We start from the raw sequence: 21,625 nt of genomic DNA, 5'->3' as shown, positions 1-21,625 counted from the left end.
CGGTCCCTCACGGGTACGGCCGCGCCACCCGGAGCCCGGTCGTGCTCCGGGGCTGAGCGGGGCGGCCCGCGAGCCGCCCGGCGGCGCGGCAGTTGTTCTCGACGCTGCTCCACGCGCCGCCGCGGCAGGAGCGGAACGCGTCCCCGTCCGCCGGCGCGGCCTCGATGACGAGCCGGCCATCGGCGTCGACGCGCGGCCCGCTCCGGGTCCAGAGGTTCAGGCACCAGTCGCGGCTGTTCCCCGCCCCGCCTCGCAGCCCATAAGGGCTCTCGTCCAGCGGATACTCGTCGACATCCACCCTCGACGGCTGCCCGGCGCTGTGGCTGTTCGGCGTGCGAGCCCAGGTGGAGTCGAAGTGGTCGCCCCACGGGTAGAACCGCCCGTCGACGCCCCGAGTGGCCTTCTCCCGCTCGAGCTCGTGGATCAGACGATAGGGATGCCCGGTGCGCACAGCGAGCCAGCGCGCATAGGCCATGGCGCCGTGCCAGGTCATCAGGACCGCGGGGCCTCGCGGGCGCCAGACCTCGGGGAGATCGTGCGCCTTGAGCCCGAACCGCCCGTCTGGCAAGCGCTCGTAGGCGAGCTTCTCGTCGGCGCCGGCGACGACCCCTTGCGGCGCCCGCGGGCACGCGGCGAGCGCCTCTTCGTGGCGCGCCGAGGCGACCAGATCGTTGAGGAACGCGAGGTACTCCTCGTTGGTCACCGCGAAGCGCCCGGCGATGAAGCCGTCGATCCACACGAGGCGCCGCGGCAAGCTGTCGGGCGCCTCCCGGTCGCCGCCGAGCCACGCCCACCCGGCAGGCACATAGATCTCGTCGGGAGCCACCTCCTCGACGGCCGGCAGCGGGACCGGAAGCGGCTGCGCGCTCCCCGGCGGGCGCCCGTCCCACCGCTCGCCCCGCGCGATCAGGACCGGATACGACACCTCCGCGCGCCCCGGAGCGGCGATGCGGAGCAGGTAGCTCCCCTGCGGGAGCGGCCGGTCGACGATCGGCGTCGGCCCGATCTCCGCCACGAGCTCCGGGACCAGCCGGCGCTGGAACGTCGCGTACCGGTAGAGCGTCACCCGCGCGCCCGCCGGCTCCGTCACCAGCGTCAGCGCCCCCATGCCGCTCAGGAAGGCCGCGTGCCTCCCCCGGTCGTGCGCGCGCAGCAGCACCTCCAGGCGCGCCGCCTCCGCGGGCCACCGCGCCCGCTCGGCGTCGTCGAGCTTGTCCCGGTAATGGTCAGCGAGGGCCGCGTGCGCCTCCGGCAGGTCGGGATCGATGGCGAGCGCGCCGTGCACCTCCTGCTCCCAGCGCGTCTCGCCGAGCGCCGCCTCGCCGAGGAGGCGCTCGGACTCGTCCTCGCGCTCCCAGCCCGGCAGCTTGGCCTCCACCGGATCGAACGGCCGCACCGGATCGAGCAGCTGCTTCGCCTCCGCGCGCAGCGCCTCCGCCCGCGCGCGCAGGCGCGAGATCTCCGGCCTGCGCGCGGCGGCCTTCGCCAGCTCGGCGAGCGCCCGCTCGCGCCGCTGCGCGCCGCCCAGGAACGCCTCGATGTCCGCGGCGAGCGCGCCCGCGTCCGCGTGGCGCCGCTCTGGCTCGCGCGCCATGGCCTTGCTGCAGATCGCCACGAGGTCCGGCGGCGCGTCGGCCGCGGCGAGCGGCTCGGGCGTGCCTTCGCGCACCTGCCGGAGGCCCGCGGCCCCGTGGACCGTGTACGGCGGGCGGCCGGAGAGCACGTGATAGAGGATCGCGCCGAGCGCGTAGACGTCGGTGGTCGGCCCGTGGCGGCCGACGTCGCCGCGGGCCTGCTCGGGCGCCATGTACGCGGGAGTCCCCAGGATATCGCCGTGCCGGGTCAGGCCGTCGACGCGGTGCTCGAAGCGGCCCGGGGACGGCGACCCCCCATCGTCGTCCGGCCGGGCGTCGAGGCGCCGGGCGATGCCCCAGTCCATCACGAGCACGCGGCCGAAGTCGCCGACCATGATGTTGTCGGGCTTGAGATCGCGGTGGATGACGCCGCGGCTGTGCGCGTAGGCGACCGCGTCGCAGACGCGGGCGAACACGTCCAGCAGGCGGCGCCGGGCCACGCTGGAGGCGCCGCCCGGGGCGGCGAAGGCCTCGTCGAGGACGGCGCGCAGGGTGCGGCCGTGCACCTCGGCCATGGTGAACCAGAGGCGGCCGTCGGGCAGGTCGCCGAAGTCGTGGACGGACACGATGCCGGGGTGATCGAGCCCGGCGGTGAGCTTGATCTCGGCGAGGAAGCGGGCGCGGAGCGCCGGGGCGACGGCGTCGGGGCGGAGGATCTTCATCGCGACGGTGCGCTCGAGCCGCACGTCGAAGACGAGGCGCACCTCGCCGAAGCCGCCGCTGCCGAGCAGGCGAATGTCCTCGTAGCGCTCCGTGAGGGCGAGGCGCCGCGCCGGCTGCGCCGCGTCGCCCGCGAGAGGCAACGTCCGCTCCGTCGCGCTCGGCGGCCGGACGGCCGCTGCCTGCCCCGCGCTCGGGAGCTTCTTCACGGTGTTCTGCTCGCCCCCGGAGAGCGGAGCGCCCGTGACTCTCGGAGGATCATCGTCGGGCATCGGGACGCCCGCGAAGGTATGTGTGGGGGCGCGGCGCAGCAAGCGCGTAAGCCGGCGACAGCGGGGCCAGCGGCGACGAGGCGAGCGCCGTCGCGACGGGCGCCGCTCGCGGGCGAGGCGCCTGCCGCGGCGGCGCCAGCAGCTCGGCGCCGCCGCGGCAGGCATCGAGCTGCTGGCGTCGAGCTACTGGACGAGGCTGAGCCGCGGGGCCGCGGCGAAGGAGGCGAGGTGGCCGCTCTCCTCGGCGACGTAGACGTCGCACCGCTCGTCCACCCGCAGGAGATCCGGGATGAGATCGGTCGGCACCTTGCCGAGCAGCGCGCCGTCGCGCGGCCGGACCACGTGCACCTCGCTCTGCGGCACGAACAGCGCCCCCGAGCGGAGCACCGGCTCCAGGCGCCGCGGCCGGTCGCCCTCGGCGCCGCCCGCGATCACGTGGCGGTACCGGACCGCGCCGTCGTGCGCGCCGACCCCGATGATCTCGCCCGCCTCGCTGTTCACGACGACCACGTCGTCGACCATCAGGCACGAGGCCGTCGCCGCGCACGCGGTCAGGTCGAAGCGCGTCGCCCCGGTGCGGCGATCGAGCCCCACGAGCCCCGTCCCGCGCCGCCCGTGGGTCACCACGCACACCGTCTCGGGCCCGAGCAGCGGCGCGCCGACCGGCGCCACGTGCTTCGGCAGATCGACCGTCCACCGCGCCTCGCCGGACCACGGGTCGAGGTGGTGCAGCCGCGCCCCGCCGCGGCCGACGAAGGCGCCGTCGCCCGCCACCGCGAAGAGCGCGTCGTGGTCGACGGCGACCGGCGACGCGAACGGGAGCCGGTCGCAGAAGCGCCAGACGACCTCGCCGCTCAGCACGTCGAGCGCCGCGAGCGCCGGCTCGCCGCTGCCGACGACGACGAGCTTGCCCGCGCGGCGCAGCCGGAAGTTCTCGCCGCGGCGCGCGGCGTAGCGCCAGCGCACCTCGCCGGAGTAGAGGTCCACGGCCGCGAGGTGGCGCGTCCCCTCGCTCACGATGAGCATCCGGGGCAGCCCGGGGGCGCTCACCACCGCGCCCGAGGCGTTCGCGCCGACGCGCGGGGAGAGCCGCGTCGACCAGGCGACCTCGCCGCTCGACAGCTCGTGCAGCTGCAGCGTGCCGTCGGGCAGGAGCCGGCCGAGGCCCACCGGCGTCATCACCGAGACAGCGCGCGGCGCCTGCTTGCGCCACAGGCACTCGCCGGTGCGCCGGTCGATGCACGTGAGCTCGCGCGTCGAGCCCACCACGAGCACGTCGCCGCAGAGGAACGTGGCGCGCAGGTCGAGCGACGGGATGGCCGCGACCCACCGGGCGGTGAAGCGCAGCCGCGTCCGGCCGAACGTGTCCTCGGCCGCTGCCTGCGGGCGCGCCGCCGCCGCCGCGAAGGCGCGGTACGTCTCCGGCGCCACGTTGATCTTCGCGTCGTTGCGCGTCAGCTCGCGGAGCCGCTCGGCGAGCTCGCGCACGCGCGCTCGGAACTCGAACAGGCGCAGGTTCGACGCCTGCCCGCGGTCGCGGCGCACGAGGCTGCGCGCGAGCGCCCGCCCGAACGCGACGACGCCCTGGGCGAGCGCCGCCACGTCGACGGCCGGGAAGGTCCAGGTCTGCGCCCGGTCCTCGGCCGCCGAGAAGGCCGAGCTGCGGCCCGGGCCGAGCGCGCGGGGATCCGCGGGCGGCACGCGGCCCACGCGGGGCACGCCGAGCGTGAGCGACAGCGCCCCCTCGCTGTGCAGCCGCACGCCGAGGATCGCGCCGCCGACGGTGAGCCGCCGGTGGTACGGCTGGCGCCGCGCCCACGCGTCGAGCGACTCGAGCGAGAGCGACGCGAGCTGCTCGGCGAACGGGAAGATGAAGACGTCGGGCAGCTCCCGCGCCTCCTCGCCCACGAGCACGCGGACCTTGCCCCGGAAGAGGAGCGAGAAGAGGTCGGCCCGCAGCACGGCCGGCTGCGCGACGGCCGCGCCCTGCGACGTGCGCAGGAGCGCCTCGGCCGCGATGACGATCGGGATCTCGCCGGTCGGCTCGACGCCCACGATCGCGGGCTCTCCCCCCGGCTCGTCGGACGAGAACGGGAGGGCGGCGACGAGGGCCCGCCGCGCGGCGGGGAGCCGGTGCTCGCCGAGCCCGACGTGCTCCGCGTCGTTGTCGGCGAGGGAGCCGTCGCGGCGCAGGGGCGAGCTCCTCGGCGGGGCGAGCCGGTCCATGGCGGCGAGCAGGCGCGCGCAGAGCGCGTCGCCATCGAAGCGCCGCTCGTGCAGGGCGATCTCGGGCACGTCGCCGCCGTGGAAGACGGTGACGAGGAGATCGCGGCCCACGCGCTCCAGCCCGAGCTCCCAGGGATCGGGCTCGAGGCACAGGCGCACGACGGCGCGCGCGCGGCGTCCGGAGGCGAGCTCCGCCGCGGCCTCGGCGAGGTCGCAGAGCAGCGGGAGCGCCTCGGTCTCGGCGCGTAGCGGCAGCGCCGCTTCATCGAGCGGAGGAGGCGCGTTGCGCGCCCCCTCCAGGACGAAGTCGAGCAGCTCGTGCAGCGACGTGCGCTCGGGCTCCGGTGAGCATCGGGTGGTGTCGGCGACAAGAGACAGTCCGGGCATCCGTTGCTGGATGCTAGGCAGGGCGCAGCCGAGTCCTAAGTTTTGTGCGCGGATAGCCGCGGAGTGGACAAGCACGTGGCACCTGACTAGACAGCGCCGGCGCCGGGAGGCCGCCGCCGCCGTCGTCGAGGCCGGAGCTCTGTGCCGAGCCGCGCCGCTGAAGGCCGAGCGGCTCGGCACGCGGCACGCGGCACGCCGCACGCGGAATGAGCGCTGCGGCGCGAGCGCGGCTCGAGTACGCTGACGCGCCCGCGCGGATTGGTTGGCAATCCAACCGGACGTGCGACAATCCGCACCTCGAGCGCCATGCCTCCCGAAAGACCGCCCCATTTCTCGATGCTCCGGTCGTTCGCGCTGGCCGATTTCGTCACGCTGGCGAACGCGGCGAGCGGCACGCTGAGCATCCTGCTCTGCCTGAACTACGTGGCCGAGCGCGAGCGCATCTACATCTGGGTCGCCTTCGGGCTCCTGCCGTTCGCGCTCGCGTGCGACGTGCTCGACGGCACGATCGCGCGCTGGCGCCGCAAGCACTCGCCGCTCGGGGCCGATCTCGACTCGCTGGCCGACGTTGTCTCGTTCGGCGTCGCGCCGGCGGTGCTCGGCTACGCGCTCGGCCTGCGCGGGCCGTGGGACGCGGCCGCCCTGGTCTACTTCGTCGCTTGCGGGATCAGCCGCCTCGCCCGGTACAACGTGACGGCGGCCGAGCTGTCGGACGAGCGCGGCAAGGTGCGTTATTACGAGGGCACGCCGATCCCGACGAGCCTGCTGATCGTGCTGCTCTTCGGGGTGCTTTTCGCCCAGGAGCGCGTCCACGAGCAGCTCTGGCTCGGCTCCATCGCGCTCGGCCCCTGGGCGTTCCACCCGCTCAGCCTGGTCTACGCCGTGAGCGGCAGCGCCATGGTGAGCGGCACCCTGCGCATCCCGAAGCCGTAGCGGCGCGCCGGCTTGCCTTGCGCCGCCTTGCCTCACCGCGCGTGCCCGGGCAGGCTCCGTTCATGGGCCAGCCCGCCGAGAAGCAGCGCCGCGCCACGTACGCCGATGTGGCGGCCGTCCCGCCGAACAAGGTGGCGGAGCTCGTCCGCGGCACCCTGCACGTGTTCCCTCGGCCGGCGCCGCGGCACGCAAACGCCGAAGGAGCCCTGCAGGGCGAGCTGTTCGGCCCCTTCCATCGCGGTCGCGGCGGTCCGGGCGGGTGGTGGATCCTCCCCGAGCCCGAGCTGCACTTCCCGGACCCGGCGGCGCCTGGCGAGATCGACGCGCTCGTCCCCGATCTCGCCGGCTGGCGCCGCGAGCGCATGCCCGACCTGCCGGAGACGGACTATTTCTCGCTCGCTCCGGACTGGATCTGCGAGATCCTGAGCCCGTCGACGGAGGGCATCGACCGCACGGAGAAGATGCCCGTCTACGCGCGCGAGGGCGTGCGGTACGCGTGGCTCGTCGACCCGATCGCGCGGACGCTCGAGGTGTACCTGCTCGGCCGGGATCGCAGCTGGGGACCCGCGGTGGTCCACCGCGACGCTGCGCGCGTACGCGTCGAGCCCTTCGATGCCATCGAGCTCGATCTCTCGGTGCTCTGGGCGACGTAGCGGAGGGAGCCCCCACGGCTCCCGGCGGGCAGCGACCCCGACGTCCCTGCTCGCCCGAGTAGCGGGAGGGACTCGGCCTGTCGCTGTGACCTCCTTCCCCTTCGACCCTCGACCCACACCGCCACGTACGGTGGGCGAAGCCGCGCCGCTCACGGTCGCCTCTCGATCGCGGGCAGCCCGCGGCGATAGACTGTCGCGATGCGGCCCTGCGGGAACTGTGGCGCCTCGATCGAGGCAAGTGGTCATGGGGTCACATGTCCGCGCTGCGGCGCCGAGAACCCCGGCGTCCGAGGCGCGGCCGCGCAGCCGGTAGCGCACCCCGTCGCGCAGCCGGCCGCGCCGGCGCCGGGGCCGCCGAGGGCGGTGAAGGTGATCCTCGCCGTGGCGATGGCGGCCGTGGGGGTCGGCTTCGCGGTGATGTTCTTCGCGCAGGTCGACCCGCCGCAGGAGCCCGCGCCGCGCGCCCGCCAGCTCTCGACGCAGCTCGACGCGCTCTGCTTCGTGGACGCGAACGGAGACGACGCGCCCGATGCGGTCCTGTGGCAGGACGGCAAGACGCGCGGGCGGGTGGTGGCCATCGACGGGCGCAGCGGGCAGGGGATCTGGTCCTCGCAGGTGATCGAGAAGCCGGACGCGCTCGCCTGCCCGGACCGGGGCATGGTGCTCGCGGGCGGCGGCGAGGCCAACCAGCTGCACGCGCTCGACGCCCGCTCGGGCAAGGAGCGCTGGGCGGCGGAGCTGCCCGGGGTGCCCGACGAGGTCGCGGGCGGCGATGGCTGCGCGACCGTGGTGATGAAGGACGGCACGGCGATGGGGATCTCGCTCGCAGCAGGGGCGGCGGCGGACTGCCCGACAGCGCCGGAGCCGGCGGCGATCACGGGGCAGTTCTGGGAGCGCAAGAAGAACCCCCGCGTGGTCCAGGTCGGCGACGTGGAGGTCGCGCTCACGGTGCAGCCCGAGGGGCCGCCGCGGCTCATCGCCGAGGGGCGGCGCGGCGGCGCGTCGCTCTGGAAGAAGGATCTCCCGGCGCGCGCGCCCGTCTCCGGCGGGCGGCCGGACCTTTTCCTCGTCGCGAGCGGCGGCGCCGCCCTCGTGCTCGGCGTCGACGTGGTGGGCGGCACGGAGCCGCGGCTCATCGCGCTCGACCCCGCGTCCGGGGCGAGCCGGTACGAGGTCCCGGCGGGCTACCTCGGCGAGCGGCTCGCGGTGGCGAAGGCCGCCGGCGCCTACGTGTACATCATCAGCGGGGCCGCGGTGAGCGGCGCCGCGCTGCGCGCGATCGACCCGGCGACCGGAGGCACCGTGTGGCGCGCGACGCCGCCCCCGTGACCCGGCCAGGCGCGCGCCCGGTCAGCAGAGGCAGCCGACGAACGTGCCCGAGAACAGCGGCCGCTCCATGACCGCGGCGCCGCAGGTCGGGCACGTGTCGCCGGGCTTGAGCTCGCGGGGCGGAGGCGCCGACTTCGCCGGCTTCCCGGGCGGCGCGCTCGCGAAGGGGGCGGCGACGGCGAGCGGCTGGAACTCCACGATCGACACGCGCGAGAACCCCTGTCGCGGGGTGGCGCTGCGCTGCGGGGAGGCCAGGAGATCCTGCTTGTTGCGCACCGGCAGGATCGGCCGCGACATGTTGATGTACGCGAGCTCGGACGTGTAGAGCGCCGGATCGAGCATGCGCGGGTCTTCGGGCTGGACGATCCCGTGCTGGAAGGCCTCGATCAGCATGTCGACGTCCGTGCGCGCGTTGCGGTTGCGCGCGGCGTCGACGAGGAAGAGGCCGTTGCCGTAGTAGGCGGCGTTGAGCCAGAAGCCGGTGCCCGCGGTGTGGTACCCGCCGGTCGCCCACTTGTAGCCGCGCAGCGAGCGGACGTGCACCGTCAGCGCGTTCGCCAGCGCGTACGACGTCATGCCGAGCGGCAAGAGGCTCACGAGCGCTGCCGGGTGGAAATTCAGGCAGTCGCTGCAACAGACAGGCACAGTCGGCACGAGCGCCTGCGCCGGATCGATGCAGACCTGGACTTCCGATTCGCTGCGATAGCAGCCGGTAAAACACGAGTGCCGCTCGACGGCGGTCAGGAGCGCGGCGGGAAGTGCCATGCGAGCAACTATACCGTTCACGAGGGCGCATGGCTGCCGCCGCGACGCGCAGCGGAGCAGTCGCCGTTCGCTGTCGCCCTCGCTGTCGACCTCGCTGTTTGCCGCGCGCGACGCAACGTCGGGCCCGGGCGTTCGCGACGTCCGCGCGCGTCACGCGGAGCGCGGACGATTGCAGGCAAGCGAGCGCAATTGCGTCCTTCGTGCGCCTGTCACAGGATCGCCGCGCGTGGCGAAGTCCGTACAACCCGAACGCATGTTCCTCTGCAGGTTCGTCCTCGATGGAGCGTGGCCGGCGGACCGCGAGGGGGTGCGGGGGGTGGCTGTCGGCGCTCGCTGCCCGCCGGAGCGCTGCGTCGACGTACGGACAGGCGCACGGGCGGCGTGACGGGGCGGAGGCGCGCGCTGCTCGTCGCGCTCGTCGGCGCCCTCTCGGCGCTGCTCCCGGCGCTCGCACTCTCCGGGTTCACGGTCGACGACGCGCTGATCACGGCGCGCTACGCGCACCACCTCGCGCGGGGGCTGGGCTACCGCTTCAACGCGGCCGGGCCGGTGACCGACGGCGTGACGCCGCTCGGGTGGGCGTTCGTGCTCGCGCCGTTCGCGTCCGGAGGCCCGCTCGCCGCGCTCGCGGCGGCGAAGGCGCTCGGCGTCCTCGCGTGGACGCTCGCCGCCGGGGCGCTGGCGCTCGCTGTCGATCGGACGTCCGCGCGGCGTGCGCGCTTCGCGGCGCTCCTGCTCCTGCCCGCGTCGGCCCCGCTCGGCGCCTGGAGCGCGGCGGGCATGGAGACGGGCGTCGTCGCGGCGCTCGGCGCGCTCGCCGTCGCGCTGCCTGCGCTCGGCAGGGCCCTCGCCGGCGCCGCCTGCGCCGGGGTCGCGGCGGCGCTCCGGCCCGAGCTGCTGCCGTTCGCGCTGGTGGTGGCGCTCTCGACCCAGGCGGCGCCGCGACGCGAGCGCGAAGAAGGCGGAGGCGAGGCGCCGCCGCGGCTGGCCCGGCCGGCGTGGGGGCGAGCGCTCGCCGCTCTCGCGCTCGCGGGCTTGCCCTTCGTCGCCGTGGCCGCGGCGCGGCTCGCGTTCTTCGGGCGGGCGGCGCCGCTCGCCGCGCTGGCGAAGGCGCCGGACGCGGCGCTCGGGGCCCGGTACGCGCTCGCGTGCTTCCTCCTGACCGGGCCGGCGGCGCTCGTCGCGCCGCTCGCGTGGCGATCGCTCCCGGCGTGGCCGCGCGGGCTGCTCGCGGCGGTCGCGGTGCACTTCCTCGCCGTCGCGGCGGCGGGCGGCGACTGGATGCCGCTGTCGCGGCTCGTGGTGCCGGCGCTCCCCGCCGTGGTGCTCGCGGCGGCCCACGTCGCCTCCGTGGCGGACGCGCGCGCGACGGCGCTGCGGATCGCGCTCGCGCTCGCGGGACAGCTCTTCGTGATGGTCCGGGTCGGGCCCACCGCCGCGCGGGTGGGCGGCGAGCGGCTGCGCGTCGTCGAGGAGCTCCGCGGCGCGCTCGCCGGGGCAGAGGTCGTCGCCGCGCTCGACATCGGCTGGCTCGGGGCCGCGACGGGCGCGACCCTCGTCGACCTCGCGGGGGTCACGGATCCGGCCATCGCCGCGCTGCCCGGCGGGCACACAACGAAGCGGATCCCCGGAGCGCTGCTGGACGCGCGCAAGGTGGACGCGCTGGTGCTGCTGCTCGCCGAGGGACAGGCGCTCGCGTCCCCGTGGACCGCGTCGCGGTTCGCGCGCGGGGTGGAGCAGCACCTCGCGCGCCTGCCCGGCGCCGGCGAGGCGTTCGCTCCGGTGGCGGTGAGCGGCGTCCCCCACCTCCGGTACGTGGTGCTGCGGCGCACAGGCGACGCGCCGCGCTGAGGCGGGCGCCGGCGAGGCGCGGCGTCGTGTGCGCCGCGCTGCTCTGCGGGCGCCGTCGGGCCGTGGCGTCGTGTGCGCCGCGCTGCTCTGCGGGCGCCGTCGGGCCGTGGCGTCGTGTGCGCCGCGCTGCTGCGGGCGCCGTCGAGCCGTGGCGTCGTGTGCGCCGCGCTGCTGCGGGCGCCGTCGAGGTGGGGCGCCGTGCGCCCGCGCCGCGCGGCGTCGGAGCAGGCGACAGTGGACTCCGGATGCGCGCAGCTGGCACGCTGTGTAGAAGCGGCAGAGCGCCCGCCAGGAGCGCGTCAGCTCGATGCAGTCAGGAGAGGTCGTCGACGACCGGTTCGAGATCGAGGAGCACGCCGCCTCGGGCGCGACGGCGCGCGTGTACCGCGCGCGCGATCGGCGCTCCGGCGGGCTCGTCGCGCTCAAGCTCCTGCAGACGGCCGCGACGCCGGCGCTGAGCGCCCTCGCGCGCGAGGCGCTCGCCCTCGCGACGCTCGAGATCCCGGGCACCGCGCGCTACATCGCGCACGGCGCGACCGCGGGAGGCCGGCTCTATCTCGCGACGGAGTGGCTCGACGGCGAGACCCTCTCGGAGCGGCTCGACCGCGCGCCGCTCACGATCGCCGAGAGCGTGACGCTCGCCGCGTGCCTGGCCGAGACGCTCGCCGCCGTCCACCGGCTCGGGTTCGTGCACTGCGACGTGAAGCCGGCGAACCTCATCCTCGAGGGCGGCGATGTGCAGCGCGTCAGGCTCATCGACTTCGGCGTCGCGCGCCTCTCCGGGGACGAGGAGGAGTTCCCGTCGCTCGGCGAGATCCACGGCACGCCGCAGTACATGGCCCCGGAGCAGGCCCGCGGCGAGCCCCACATCGACGCGCGCGCCGACGTGTTCGCGCTCGGCAGCGTGCTCTTCGAGTGCCTGACCGGGCGCACCGCGTTCACCGGAAGCGACCCGCTCTCGGTGCTCATGAAGGTCCTCCTCGAGGAGCCGCCGCGGCTCAGGGAGCTCCGCGACGACGTCCCCGCCGGGCTCGATCGGCTCGTCGCGCGGATGCTGTCGAAGGCGCGGGAGGCCCGGCCGCGCGACGGCGGCGCGGTCGCGGCGGCGCTCGCCTCCGAGGCGTTCGATCCGCGCCTCGACGCGGGCCCGCCGCCGCTGTCGCAGCCCTCGTCGTCCCACCCGCCCTCGCACCGCGCGCGCGAGATCACGGCCAGCGAGCGGAAGGTGATGTGCCTCCTCCTCGCCCGCGAGGGCCACGCCGACGCGGAGGCGACCCTCTGCGCGATCGAGGACGAGGGCCGGTCGCGGGCGATCCGCGAGATCGTCGAGCGCCACCGCGGCCGCGTCGAGCTCGTGGACGCGCGCTGGCTGCTCGTCACGCTCTCGGGCTCCGCCGCGCCCACCGATCTCGCGGCCCAGGCGGCCCGCTGCGCGCTCGCGCTCCGGGAGCTGCTCGGCGGCGCGCGCCTGTCCCTCGTCACCGGCCGCGCCGAGGTCGCGGCGCGGATGCCCGTCGGCGCGGTGATCGATCGGCTGGTGCAGCTCGTCCAGGGCTGCCGCGAGCCGCTGCGCCCGTCGGCGATCCGCATCGACGACACGACCGCGGGCCTGCTCGGCGCGCGCTTCGACGCGACCCGGGACGCGTCGGGGTGCTGGCTCCACGGCGCGCGCGAGGAGCCCGAGACGCCGCCCCCGCTCCTCGGCCGGCCGACGCCGTACGTCGGGCGCGAGCGCGAGTTCGCGCTGATCGAGGCCGAGATCGACGCCTGCCTCCGCGCGAAGGCTCCGGGCGCCGTGCTCGTGACCGGCGCGGTGGGCTCGGGCAAGTCGCGGCTCTGCTACGAGCTCGTCCGCGCGCTCCGCGGGCGGGGCGAGCCCGTCGAGGTGTGGATCGGGCAGGCCGACCCCATCAGCGCGGGCTCCGCCTTCGGCCTCCTCCAGCGCGCGCTCCGCCGTGGGCTCGGCCTGCGCGACGGCGAGCCGATCGCGTCGCGGTGGCGCAAGATCCGCGCGCGCGTCGAGCGCCGCTGCGTCGCCGCGGCGGCCGCGCGCGTCTCGCCCTTCCTCGGCGAGCTGGCGGGCGCGCCGTTCCCGGACGACGACGACGTGCAGCTCAGGGCGGCGCGGCGGCGCCCGATGCTGATGAGCGACCAGCTCCGCCTCGCGTGGGAGGACTTCCTCGACGCCGAGTGCGCCGCGCAGCCGGTGCTCCTCGTGCTCGACGACCTGCACTGGGGCGATCTGCCGACCGTGACGCTGGTCGAGGCCGCGCTGCGCAACCTGAAGGGCAGGCCGTTCGCGGTGCTCGCGCTGGCCCGGCCCGGCGTGCACGACCTCTTCCCGGGGCTCTGGGGGTCGCACCTCCTGAAGGAGGTCCGCCTCTCGCCGCTGCCGCCCGCGGGCGGCGAGCGGCTCGTGCGCGAGGCGCTCGGCGACCGGGTGAGCGCGGAGCTCGTGAGGGCGCTCGTCGAGCGCGCCGACGGCAACGCGCTCTACCTGGAGGAGCAGATCCGCGCCGCGGCCCGCGGCAGGACCGCGGCGCCGCCGGAGACGGTGCTCGCGATGGTGCAGGCAGGGCTCGACGCTCTCGACCCGGAGGCGCGCCGGGTGCTCCGCGCCGCGAGCGTCTTCGGCGAGGCGTTCTCCGAGGCGGGGGTCGCCGCGCTCGTGGGCCGGGCCGAGATCGCGCGCGAGCTCGACGAGCTCGCGCGGCGCGAGATGATCTTGCGGCTCACGCCGCCGGGGGCCGGCGGCGGCGCCGCGTACCGCTTCCGCCACACGCTCATCCGGGAGGCCGCGTACGGCATGCTGACCGAGGGCGACCGGCGGCTCGGCCACGCGCTCGCCGGCGGCTTCCTCGCGCAGCGCGGCGAGGCCGATCCCATGGCGCTCGCCGAGCACTTCGAGCGCGGCGGCGAGCCCGCGCGCGCGGCCACGGCGTACCTCGTGGCGGCGCGGCAAGCGCTCCGGGGCAACGATCTCGGCGCGGTGCTCGCCCGGGCGGCGCGCGGCGTCGCCTGCGATCCGGCGCCCGCGACCGTCGGCGAGCTGCGCCTGCTCGAGAGCCAGGCGCACTTCTGGCGCGGCGATCTCGCGCTCGCCGAGGCGCGGGCGGCGGCCTCGGCGGAGGACCTCGTGCCGGGCTCCGCCGCCTGGTTCTCCGCGCTGACCCAGATCCTCATCGCCGCGGGTGCCACGGGCGGCCACGAGCGCGTCGAGCGCTGGGCCGGCGTCGCGCGCGACACGCCCGCGTCCGTCGAGGAGGGGAGCTCGGCGAAGAGCGTCTGCCTGAGCTCCGCGGCGCTCATGCTGGTCTTCGGCGGGCGCTACGCGCTGGCCGACGCGCTGCTCGAGGGCGCGGAGAGCGCGATCGAGGGCGCCGCGGCGCCGGATCTCGACGCGGTGGCGAACCTGCACGAGGCGCGGGCGATCCGCGCGCACGCGAGCGGCGATCCCGGCGCGAGCCTCGTGGGCATCGAGGCGGCGCTCGCGGCGTTCGAGCGGGCTGGCGACGTGCGGCGTGCCTGCCTGGCGCGGATGAACCTGGGCTATTCCTACGGCCAGGCGGGGCAGCTCGAGGAGGCCGAGGCGGCGCTGCGCCAGGCGCTCGCGGAGTCGGAGCGGATGGAGCTGCGCGGCACCACGGCGTACGTGCTCCAGAACCTCGGCCTGGTCCTGGCGTACCGCGGCCGGCTCGACGAGGCGAGGGCGGTGGAGGAGACCGCGTGCGAGATGCTGGAGCGCCACGGAGACGCGCGCATGGAGGGGTGCGCGCGTATTTACCTCGCGAGCATCCTGGTGCTCGCGGGCGAGCCCGAGGCGGCGGCGCACGAGGCGCGGGCCGCGGAGGCGATCCTCGAGCGGGCCCCGCCGCTGCGCGCCTACGCCGTCGCGGTGCTCGGGCGCGCGCTGCTCCACCTCGGCCGCGCCGGCGACGCGCTCGCCGCCGCGCAGCGGGCCCGCGCGTTGCTCGACGAGGTGGGCGTGGAGGAGGGCGAGTCCGTGGTGCGCCTGGTGCACGCCGAGGCGCTCTGGGCCTGCGGGCACGGCGCCGAGGCCGCGCAGGCGATCGCCGCCGCGCGCGCGCGGCTGCTCGAGCGCGCCGCCAAGATCCGCGACGCCGTGTTCCGGGAGCACTTCCTTGTGCGCGCGGCCGACAACGCGCGCACGCTCGAGCTCGCGCGCGAGTGGCTGGGCGAGGCGGCCGAGTAGGAGCGCTCGCGCGTGCTCCCTGGCGAGGCGCGGCTGGCGAGGCGCGGCCGATCGTCCTGCCGGTGTGCCGTGGCGCGCAGCGCCGCCGGCAGCAGGGGCTTGTTGGGTGGGAGACAGAGACCGAGAAAAGAGAGAGAACACAGGGAGGCGGGGAGGCGGGGAGGAGAGAGAAAGCACAGACAAGAACCACGGATCCCGGGTTTCTCCTCCCGGGTTTCTCCTCCCGGCTCTCTCCTCCCCGCCTCCCCGCCTCCCCGCCTCCCTGTGAATCTCTTCCTCTCCAATCTTCCTCTCCGCCCAAGGAGACGTTCGGCGGCTCGCGCGGGGCGGCAAAATGCCACCTGTCGATGCAAGGCGCGCGGGCCTTGCATCGCTCGAGGTAGGGTCGATAGGCCGGCGCGGAGCCCGAGCTCGATATGCGACAGCTCTCCCTCTTCGAAGGCCGCACGCTCCCCGCGGAGCCGCTCGACGGGGCGGCGGGGCTCGCGCCCGGCGGCGGCGGCGTGCGCGCCGGTCAGCTCGACCTGTTCGCGCAGCGCACGCTGCACCTCTCGCTCGCGGCCGAAGCGATCGCCGCGGGGGAGCTCGGCGAGGCGCGGCGGATGCTCGCGGAGCTCGTGGCGCTCCACCCGTCCGACGCCGAGATCCGCCGCCAGTCCGAGCGGGTCGCTGCGCTGGACCAGAGGCTCGAGCGGGCGAGGGCATCGGACGCGCCGGCGGCCGCGCTGCTCGCGATCGCGCGCGGCCTGGAGCCCGCGAGCGGCGCCTTTGCGTCGCTGCACCGCGTGTTGCTGCGCCGGACGGCGGATGCGCTCCGCGAGGCGGAGGGCGACGACGGCCGGCTCGAGGGGCAGCCTCCGGGCTACTACTGGCTGGCAGCGGGCGACGTGGCCGAGGCCCACGCGTCGCTCGTGGTCGCGGCGCAGGCGCGGCGGAGCGCGCGCACGCTGTTCCTGCTCGCGGACGCCGCGACGTCGCTCGGGGAGCCCGCGGCCCGGCGGCTCTATCTGGAGGCGCTCCTGCGCGATCCGTTCGACGCCGCGCTCGCGTCGGCGCGCGACGAAGCGGTGCGCGCCCTGCCCGACGTGGCGCGCTACGAGCTCGAGATCGAGGACGAGCCGGCGGCGTGGTCGGCGCCCGCGGGCATCGTGACGGGGTTGCTGCCGCTGCCCGTGGGGATCGCGCTCGACGAGGTGAGCTCCGGCGGTGCTGACGTGCCTGGGGGAGCTGCGGTCGAACGCTCGAGATCTGCCGAGCAGGAGGAGGCGCTCGGGCGCGCGCGGAATTTCGTCGCGGCGCTCGCGACGGCGTCGTCGCGCGAGGCGCGCCGGTCCGGAGAGGCGGTGATCGAGGCCCGGCGCGCGATGAAACAGCTCGCGCCGGCGCTGTTCGCGGCGTACATGGCGCGCGGGGTAGGGGCGCTGCAGGGCGGGTAGGTCGTGTGTGTCGTGAGATGGCCGGCGCTGCTCGGCGCGGCGGGCGGGCATGGCGCGACAGGCCCAAGGGCGCGCAAGCCAGGGACGTGGTCGGGATCTACCCGGAGTGCACGCGGAGCCCTTCGATTGCGCGTCGGATGCCGAGGGCCACGTCGGTCCATGCTTCGTCGCGGTCCTGCCAGAGGGTGACCGGCCTTCCGTCCTTCGGCAGCGCCTGGAGCCTGGCAAACGGCGCGCTGTGCCAGTCGGTCTTCCGGAGGATGACCGGGATCACGTGGGCCTGGCCGGCGTCGTGGCGCGCGAGGGCGCGCTTCATCTCCTTGTCGAAGCAGTAATCCGACGCAAGGAAGTCGGCGCTGACCAGGAGGAGGATCACCTCGGCTTCGTCGAGGTTCCTGTCGATCTGGTCGGCCCAGTCGTCGCCGGCGCCGATGCGGCGGTCGTGCCAGCTCTGGAGGAGACCCTCGCGCATGAGCAGGGCGAGATGGGTCTCCAGCTCGTCGCGGAGGGCTTCGTCTTGGTGGGAGTAGCTGAAGAAGAGACGGATGGGCCTCTTCGTAGGAAGGCCCTTCTCTTGAGGTTCAGAGGTTATGAAATACAAATTCCAGAGGTTGCCGTTTGCGTCGCCTGCGCAAAGAAGATGTTGTGATACGGCCACGCTCAGGAATCGGCCGACTCCGCGCACGGTACCGAGGCATTCCCCTGTGGCGATATTCCACACCTTGATCGTCATGTCTTGCGAGGCGGAGACGACGCGCTGGCCATCGGGGCTGAGTGCGCAGGCTTTGACCCAACCGGAGTGGCCCTCGAGGGTGGCAAGGAGGTTGCCGGTCGCGAGGTTCCAGACCTTGAGCGTCCTATCGTTGGAGGCGGAGACGATACGCTGGCCATCGGGGCTGAGCGCGCAGGCATTGACCCCGCCGGCGTGGCCTTCGAGGGAGAAGAGGAGCTTGCCGGTCGCGAGGTCCCAGACTTTGAGTGTTGTGTCACCGGAGGCGGAGACGATGCGCTGACCATCGGTACTGAACGCGCAGGCGTTGACCCAATCGGAGTGGCCTTCGAGGGTGGAGAGGAGGTTGCCGGTCGCGAGATCCCAGACCTTGAGCGTTGTATCGCCGGAGGCGGAGACGACGCGCTGGCCATCGGGGCTGAGCGCGCAGGCAGTGATCCAATCGGAGTGGCCTTCGAGGGTGGCGAGGAGGTTGCCGGTCGCGAGGTCCCAGACCTTGAGCGTTCGATCGTGGGAGGCGGAGACGACGCGCTGGCCATCGGGGCTGAGTGCGCAGGCATTGACCCAATCGGAGTGGCCTTCGAGGGTGGCAAGGAGGTTGCCGGTCGCGAGGTCCCAGACCTTGAGCGTTCGATCGTGGGAGGCGGAGACGACGCGCTGGCCATCGGGGCTGAGTGCGCAGGCATTGACCCAATCGGAGTGGCCTTCGAGGGTGGAGAGGAGCTTGCCGGTCGCGAGGTCCCAGACCTTGAGCGTTCGATCGTGGGAGGCGGAGACGATGCGCTGGCCATCGGGGCTGATCGCGCAGTCAGTGACCCCGCCGGCGTGGATTTCGAGGGTGGAGAGGAGCTTGCCGGCCGCGAGGTCCCAGACCTTGAGCGTTGTATCGTTGGAGGCGGAGACGATGCGCCGGCCGTCGGGGCTGAGCGCGCAGGCGTTGACCCGATCGGAGTGGTCTTCCAGGGTGGAGACGAGCTTGCCGGTTGGGAGGTCCCAGACCCTGAGCGTCCGATCGTTGGAGGCGGAGACGATGCGCCGGCCGTCGGGGCTGGGCGCGCAGGCAGTGACCGAAGCGGAGTGGCCTTCGAGGGTGGAGAGGAGCTTGCCGGTTGGGAGGTCCCAGACCTTGAGCGTTGTATCGTTGGAGGCGGAGACGATGCGCTGGCCATCGGGGCTGAGTGCGCAGGCTTTGACCCAATCGGAGTGGCCTTCGAGGGTGGCAAGGAGGTTGCCGGTCGCGAGGTCCCAGACCTTGAGCGTTGTATCGTTGGAGGCGGAGACGATGCGCTGGCCATCGGGGCTGAGCGCGCAGGCTTTGACCCGATCGGAGTGGCCTTCGAGGGTGGATAGGAGGTTGCCGGTCGCGAGGTCCCAGACCTTGAGCGTTGTATCGTGAGAGGCGGAGACGATGCGCTGGCCGTCGGGGCTGAACGCGCAGGCAGTGACCCAAGCAGAGTGGCCTTTGAGGGTGGAGAGGAGCTTGCCGGTCGCAAGGTCCCAGACCTTGAGCGTTGTGTCGTGGGAGGCGGAGACGATGCGCTGGCCGTCGGGGCTGAACGCGCAGGCATTGACCCAATCGGAGTGGCCTTCGAGGGTGGAGAGGAGCTTGCCGGTCCCGAGGTCCCAGACCTTGAGCGTGCTATCGTCGGAGGCGGAGACGATGCGCTGACCATCAGGGCTGAGCGCGCAGGCATTGACCCAATCGGAGTGGCCCTCGAGGGTGGAGAGGAGCTTGCCGGTCGCGAGGCCCCAGACCTTGAGCGTGCTATCGCCGGAGGCGGAGACGATGCGCTGGCCGTCGGGGCTGAGCGCGCAGGCAGTGACCGAAGCGGAGTGGCCTTCGAGGGTGGAGAGGAGCTTGCCGGTCGCGAGGTCCCAGATCTTGAGCGTTGTATCGTGGGAGGCGGAGACGATGCGCTGGCCGTCGGGGCTGAGCGCACAGGCAGCGACCCGATCGGAGTGGCCGTGCAGCGTGCGCTCCGCTCCGGTCCAAATCCGTACCGGATGCCGCAGCCGGACCTTCGGCAGGCCCCGTGGGAACCGCAGCGTCCGCGCGATGCGCTCCGCCTCCCATCCGGCCGAGCACAGCCGGTTGTAGACCAGCTCCGGCAGCGCCTCCGGCGCCTCGCGGAGCCAGTGCGATTCGGCCCGCACCGCTCGGTGGAGCAGGTCGAGTTCGCCGTCCCCGAGCTCCTTCGCGCCGAGGCGCAGCGCATCCTCGAGCGCCGCCGGCCCATCCTCGCGGCAGAGCGTCTCCAGCAGCTCGAGGTCCCGGCAGAGCCCCCGCACCTTCTCCCGCTCGCCCGCCGCGAGCGCATGCGCGACCGCGTGCCGCACGGCATACCGCCTCCGGAACTCGCTCTCCCCCTCGGCCACCGGCCACCGCGCCGTCGTCTCCAGGAGCCGCCGATGCAGCTCGGCCCTGCGCTTCGGCCCGAGCTTCTCCGCGACGAACGCACGAAACGCCTCGTGGTACGGCCGGTACGCCCGCGCGCCGCGCCACGACGCCGGCTCCTCGAGGAGCAGCGCTCGTGCGGCGCGAAGGAAGTCCTCCCCCGTCTCCACGTCGTTCCACCCCCACGCCGCCTCGATCTCCTCGAGCGGCAGCGCCTCCAGCGCCGCGCAGATCAGCCCGAGCCCGTTCGCGACGAGCCCGAATTGCTCACGCGGCAGGCTCCGGAGCTGCTGCCAGATCTGCTCCAGAAACCCGCTCAGCCCGCGCGGCAAGCGTTCCACACGACGTTGCTCGAGCGGCTGCTCCTCGAGCCATTCCCGCAGCTTCACCGCATAGAGCAGGTTCCCCTCCGCCCGCGCGACCGCCTCCTCGACGAGCTTTGAGTCGAGCCGCGGCGTGAACCGCGGCGCCTGATCGCCCCAGAACGCGCGGCAGGCGTGCTCGTTCGAGCCCGTCCACTCGGGCGCGTCGAGATCGATCCGCCGCACGTTCCCGCGGCTCTCCAGCCATCCGAGGTGCGGGTACTGCGGGCGCGAGGCGCAGAGCGCGTGCACGCGCGGCGGCAGCGCGTAGGGCAGGAAGCCGGGCAGCGGGTTCTGCCCGGCGCCATCGCTCCGCGCCTCGTCGAGGCCGTCCACGACGAGCACCAAGCGCTCTCCGCGGGGGGCGAGCTCGTGCTTCGAGACCTTCGCCAGGAGCTCGATCAACCGGCTCTCCGGCCGCGCCTCGGGGTCCTTCTGCGCCGGGTAGAGCGCCTCGATCTGCGCCGACAGGGAGCGCGCGACCGCCTCGGGGCGGTCCCAGTCCATCACATCGCGCCGAATGAAGTGGTGCGGCGCCCTCTGGCCGCGCTGCTCCTGCACGTCGAGCCATCGCGAGAGGATCGCGCTCTTGCCCATGCCGGGCCCGGCCGTGACGAGCACCCAGCGGCCCGACGTGCCCGCGCTATCGAGGTGGCGATCGATGGCCGAGAGCACGTCCTCTCGACCGAAGAAGTGCTCGTGGCGACCGCGCTCGATGCCGAAATCGATGAGGTCTGCCGGCACGGCGCCAGTCTAACAGACGACCTCCTCGCGCCGTCGCCTGGCCTCCCGAGCCGCGTGACGCCTCGGGCGCTCCCGCCGCTACCGCCCGATGCGCGCGCGGATGGCGGCGCGCGTCTCCGCCGAGAGCGTCTCGAGGTAGGCGTCGGACAGCGCGCGCAGCGCGTCGTCCGGCAATGCGAGCAGCACTTGCTCCGGCGGCAGCCCGGCCACCCGTTGCTCCGGCGGTAGCCCGGCCACCCGTTGCTCCGGCGGCAGCCCCGCAACCCGCTGCTCGGGGGCGTAGGCCGCGAGCACCTGCTCGGGGGTGTAGGCCGCGAGCACCTGCTCGGGGGTGTAGGCCGCGAGCACCTGCTCGGGGGTGTAGGCCGCGAGCACCTGCTCGGGGGGGAGGGTCGCCAAGAGCTTCCGGACGACCTCGTCGAAGCCTTCCAAATCCTGTATCTCCATGGCCATCTCCTCGGCGCCAAGCTGCTGAGCCAGCCACCGGCGGGCCTCGCGCGTCCGGGCCTCGCCGTGACCAAACAAGCGTAGCAGATCGTCGTCCTCGGCCTCTGCCACCGGGTCGATCTCGGCGACGACGAGCGCGAAGGCCGCGCCCCTGAGCCGCCAGTAGCCGTCGCCGAGGTCGTCCCATTCCAGGCCGAGCGCCGCCACGTCCGCGTCGAGCGACCTCGTGCGCGACGGAACGAGCAGCACCCCACACAGGTCGCTCCGCTGCTCGATCCGCTCCGGGTTGTCCGCGAAGTACAGGTGCAGGTAACTGAGCAGCCGGTCGAGGTTACGGCGGCGGTAAGGACGGCCGATGCTCTTGAACTCGACGATCGCCTCGCTGGGCAGGAGGTCCCACAGCCTCCTGAGCGTGCCGGCCGGCTCGCTGGACTCGGCGCTCTTGCGCAAGAGCAGGTAGTCGGCCCGGAGCGGCTCGGCGGACAGCGGCACCTCGCTGCGCACCTCGAACCGGCGCGAGCCGCGCTGGCTCAGCAGCGCCACGAGCAGCACGTGCCACGCCGTCCTCGTCGTGCCCACCGGGCGCTC

Annotated in this window: 11 protein-coding genes; 6 read left to right on the top strand and 5 right to left on the bottom strand. The window is 74.4% G+C overall.

From position 1 onward, the window contains the following. Positions 1–7: 7 nt before the first annotated feature. Together WME85_RS22370 and WME85_RS22365 are read right to left on the bottom strand one after the other, a co-directional pair. Positions 8–2,503 carry a bifunctional serine/threonine-protein kinase/formylglycine-generating enzyme family protein gene (locus tag WME85_RS22370; RefSeq protein ID WP_437840791.1) on the bottom strand — a complete coding sequence of 832 codons (2,496 nt, stop codon included), beginning with the start codon at positions 2,501–2,503 and terminating at the stop codon, positions 8–10. A gap of 246 nt (positions 2,504–2,749) precedes the next feature. Further along, complete coding sequence (locus WME85_RS22365) at positions 2,750–5,179, bottom strand: PQQ-binding-like beta-propeller repeat protein (protein WP_437840789.1); 2,430 nt, start codon at positions 5,177–5,179, stop codon at positions 2,750–2,752. Positions 5,180–5,485: 306 nt separating this feature from the next. On the opposite strand from WME85_RS22365, the gene WME85_RS22360 reads away from it, so the two are divergent. From WME85_RS22360 to WME85_RS22350, 3 genes are all read left to right on the top strand, one after another. After that, the gene (locus WME85_RS22360) at positions 5,486–6,112 is read left to right on the top strand and encodes a CDP-alcohol phosphatidyltransferase family protein (RefSeq protein ID WP_436618578.1); all 627 of its coding nucleotides are present in this window, start codon (positions 5,486–5,488) and stop codon (positions 6,110–6,112) included. A gap of 62 nt (positions 6,113–6,174) precedes the next feature. Next, positions 6,175–6,765, top strand: coding sequence for a Uma2 family endonuclease (locus tag WME85_RS22355; RefSeq protein WP_437840788.1), 591 nt, complete (start codon positions 6,175–6,177; stop codon positions 6,763–6,765). A gap of 198 nt (positions 6,766–6,963) precedes the next feature. After that, positions 6,964–8,094: an outer membrane protein assembly factor BamB family protein gene (locus WME85_RS22350; protein ID WP_437840786.1), complete on the top strand. Its 1,131-nt coding sequence runs from the start codon at positions 6,964–6,966 to the stop codon at positions 8,092–8,094. A 21-nt stretch (positions 8,095–8,115) separates the two neighbouring features. Here the strand turns inward: WME85_RS22350 and WME85_RS22345 are convergent, their stop codons facing one another. After that, positions 8,116–8,859 carry a hypothetical protein gene (locus WME85_RS22345; RefSeq protein WP_437840784.1) on the bottom strand — a complete coding sequence of 248 codons (744 nt, stop codon included), beginning with the start codon at positions 8,857–8,859 and terminating at the stop codon, positions 8,116–8,118. A 381-nt stretch (positions 8,860–9,240) separates the two neighbouring features. On the opposite strand from WME85_RS22345, the gene WME85_RS22340 reads away from it, so the two are divergent. The 3 genes from WME85_RS22340 (at position 9,241) to WME85_RS22330 (ending at position 16,359) form a co-directional block, all read left to right on the top strand. Further along, the gene (locus WME85_RS22340) at positions 9,241–10,710 is read left to right on the top strand and encodes a hypothetical protein (protein WP_437840782.1); all 1,470 of its coding nucleotides are present in this window, start codon (positions 9,241–9,243) and stop codon (positions 10,708–10,710) included. Positions 10,711–11,017: 307 nt separating this feature from the next. Beyond that, complete coding sequence (locus WME85_RS22335) at positions 11,018–14,923, top strand: serine/threonine-protein kinase (protein WP_437840780.1); 3,906 nt, start codon at positions 11,018–11,020, stop codon at positions 14,921–14,923. A gap of 416 nt (positions 14,924–15,339) precedes the next feature. Further along, on the top strand, positions 15,340–16,359 hold the full coding sequence (locus WME85_RS22330) for a hypothetical protein (protein ID WP_437840778.1): 1,020 nt from the start codon (positions 15,340–15,342) through the stop codon (positions 16,357–16,359). A gap of 97 nt (positions 16,360–16,456) precedes the next feature. Here WME85_RS22330 and WME85_RS22325 read toward each other — a convergent pair whose 3' ends face one another. Both WME85_RS22325 and WME85_RS22320 read right to left on the bottom strand, forming a co-directional pair. After that, positions 16,457–20,590, bottom strand: coding sequence for a TIR domain-containing protein (locus tag WME85_RS22325; protein WP_437840776.1), 4,134 nt, complete (start codon positions 20,588–20,590; stop codon positions 16,457–16,459). Between the two features lie 78 nt (positions 20,591–20,668). Further along, positions 20,669–21,616 carry a hypothetical protein gene (locus tag WME85_RS22320; RefSeq protein ID WP_437840775.1) on the bottom strand — a complete coding sequence of 316 codons (948 nt, stop codon included), beginning with the start codon at positions 21,614–21,616 and terminating at the stop codon, positions 20,669–20,671. Positions 21,617–21,625: the final 9 nt, after the last annotated feature.

Source organism: Sorangium sp. So ce1153, assembly GCF_051521595.1.
In the GTDB taxonomy this organism is placed as follows: Bacteria; Myxococcota_A; Polyangia; order Polyangiales; family Polyangiaceae; genus Sorangium.
This window is presented reverse-complemented; position numbering and strand designations above follow the sequence as displayed.

Excerpts from the sequence above, each read along its gene's own strand:
- WME85_RS22365 (WP_437840789.1), bottom strand. The coding sequence starts at position 5,179 with ATGCCCGGACTGTCTCTTGTCGCCGACACCACCCGATGCTCACCGGAG.
- WME85_RS22360 (WP_436618578.1), top strand. The coding sequence starts at position 5,486 with ATGCCTCCCGAAAGACCGCCCCATTTCTCGATGCTCCGGTCGTTCGCG.
- WME85_RS22355 (WP_437840788.1), top strand. The coding sequence starts at position 6,175 with ATGGGCCAGCCCGCCGAGAAGCAGCGCCGCGCCACGTACGCCGATGTG.
- WME85_RS22350 (WP_437840786.1), top strand. The coding sequence starts at position 6,964 with ATGCGGCCCTGCGGGAACTGTGGCGCCTCGATCGAGGCAAGTGGTCAT.
- WME85_RS22345 (WP_437840784.1), bottom strand. The coding sequence starts at position 8,859 with ATGGCACTTCCCGCCGCGCTCCTGACCGCCGTCGAGCGGCACTCGTGT.
- WME85_RS22335 (WP_437840780.1), top strand. The coding sequence starts at position 11,018 with ATGCAGTCAGGAGAGGTCGTCGACGACCGGTTCGAGATCGAGGAGCAC.
- WME85_RS22330 (WP_437840778.1), top strand. The coding sequence starts at position 15,340 with ATGCGACAGCTCTCCCTCTTCGAAGGCCGCACGCTCCCCGCGGAGCCG.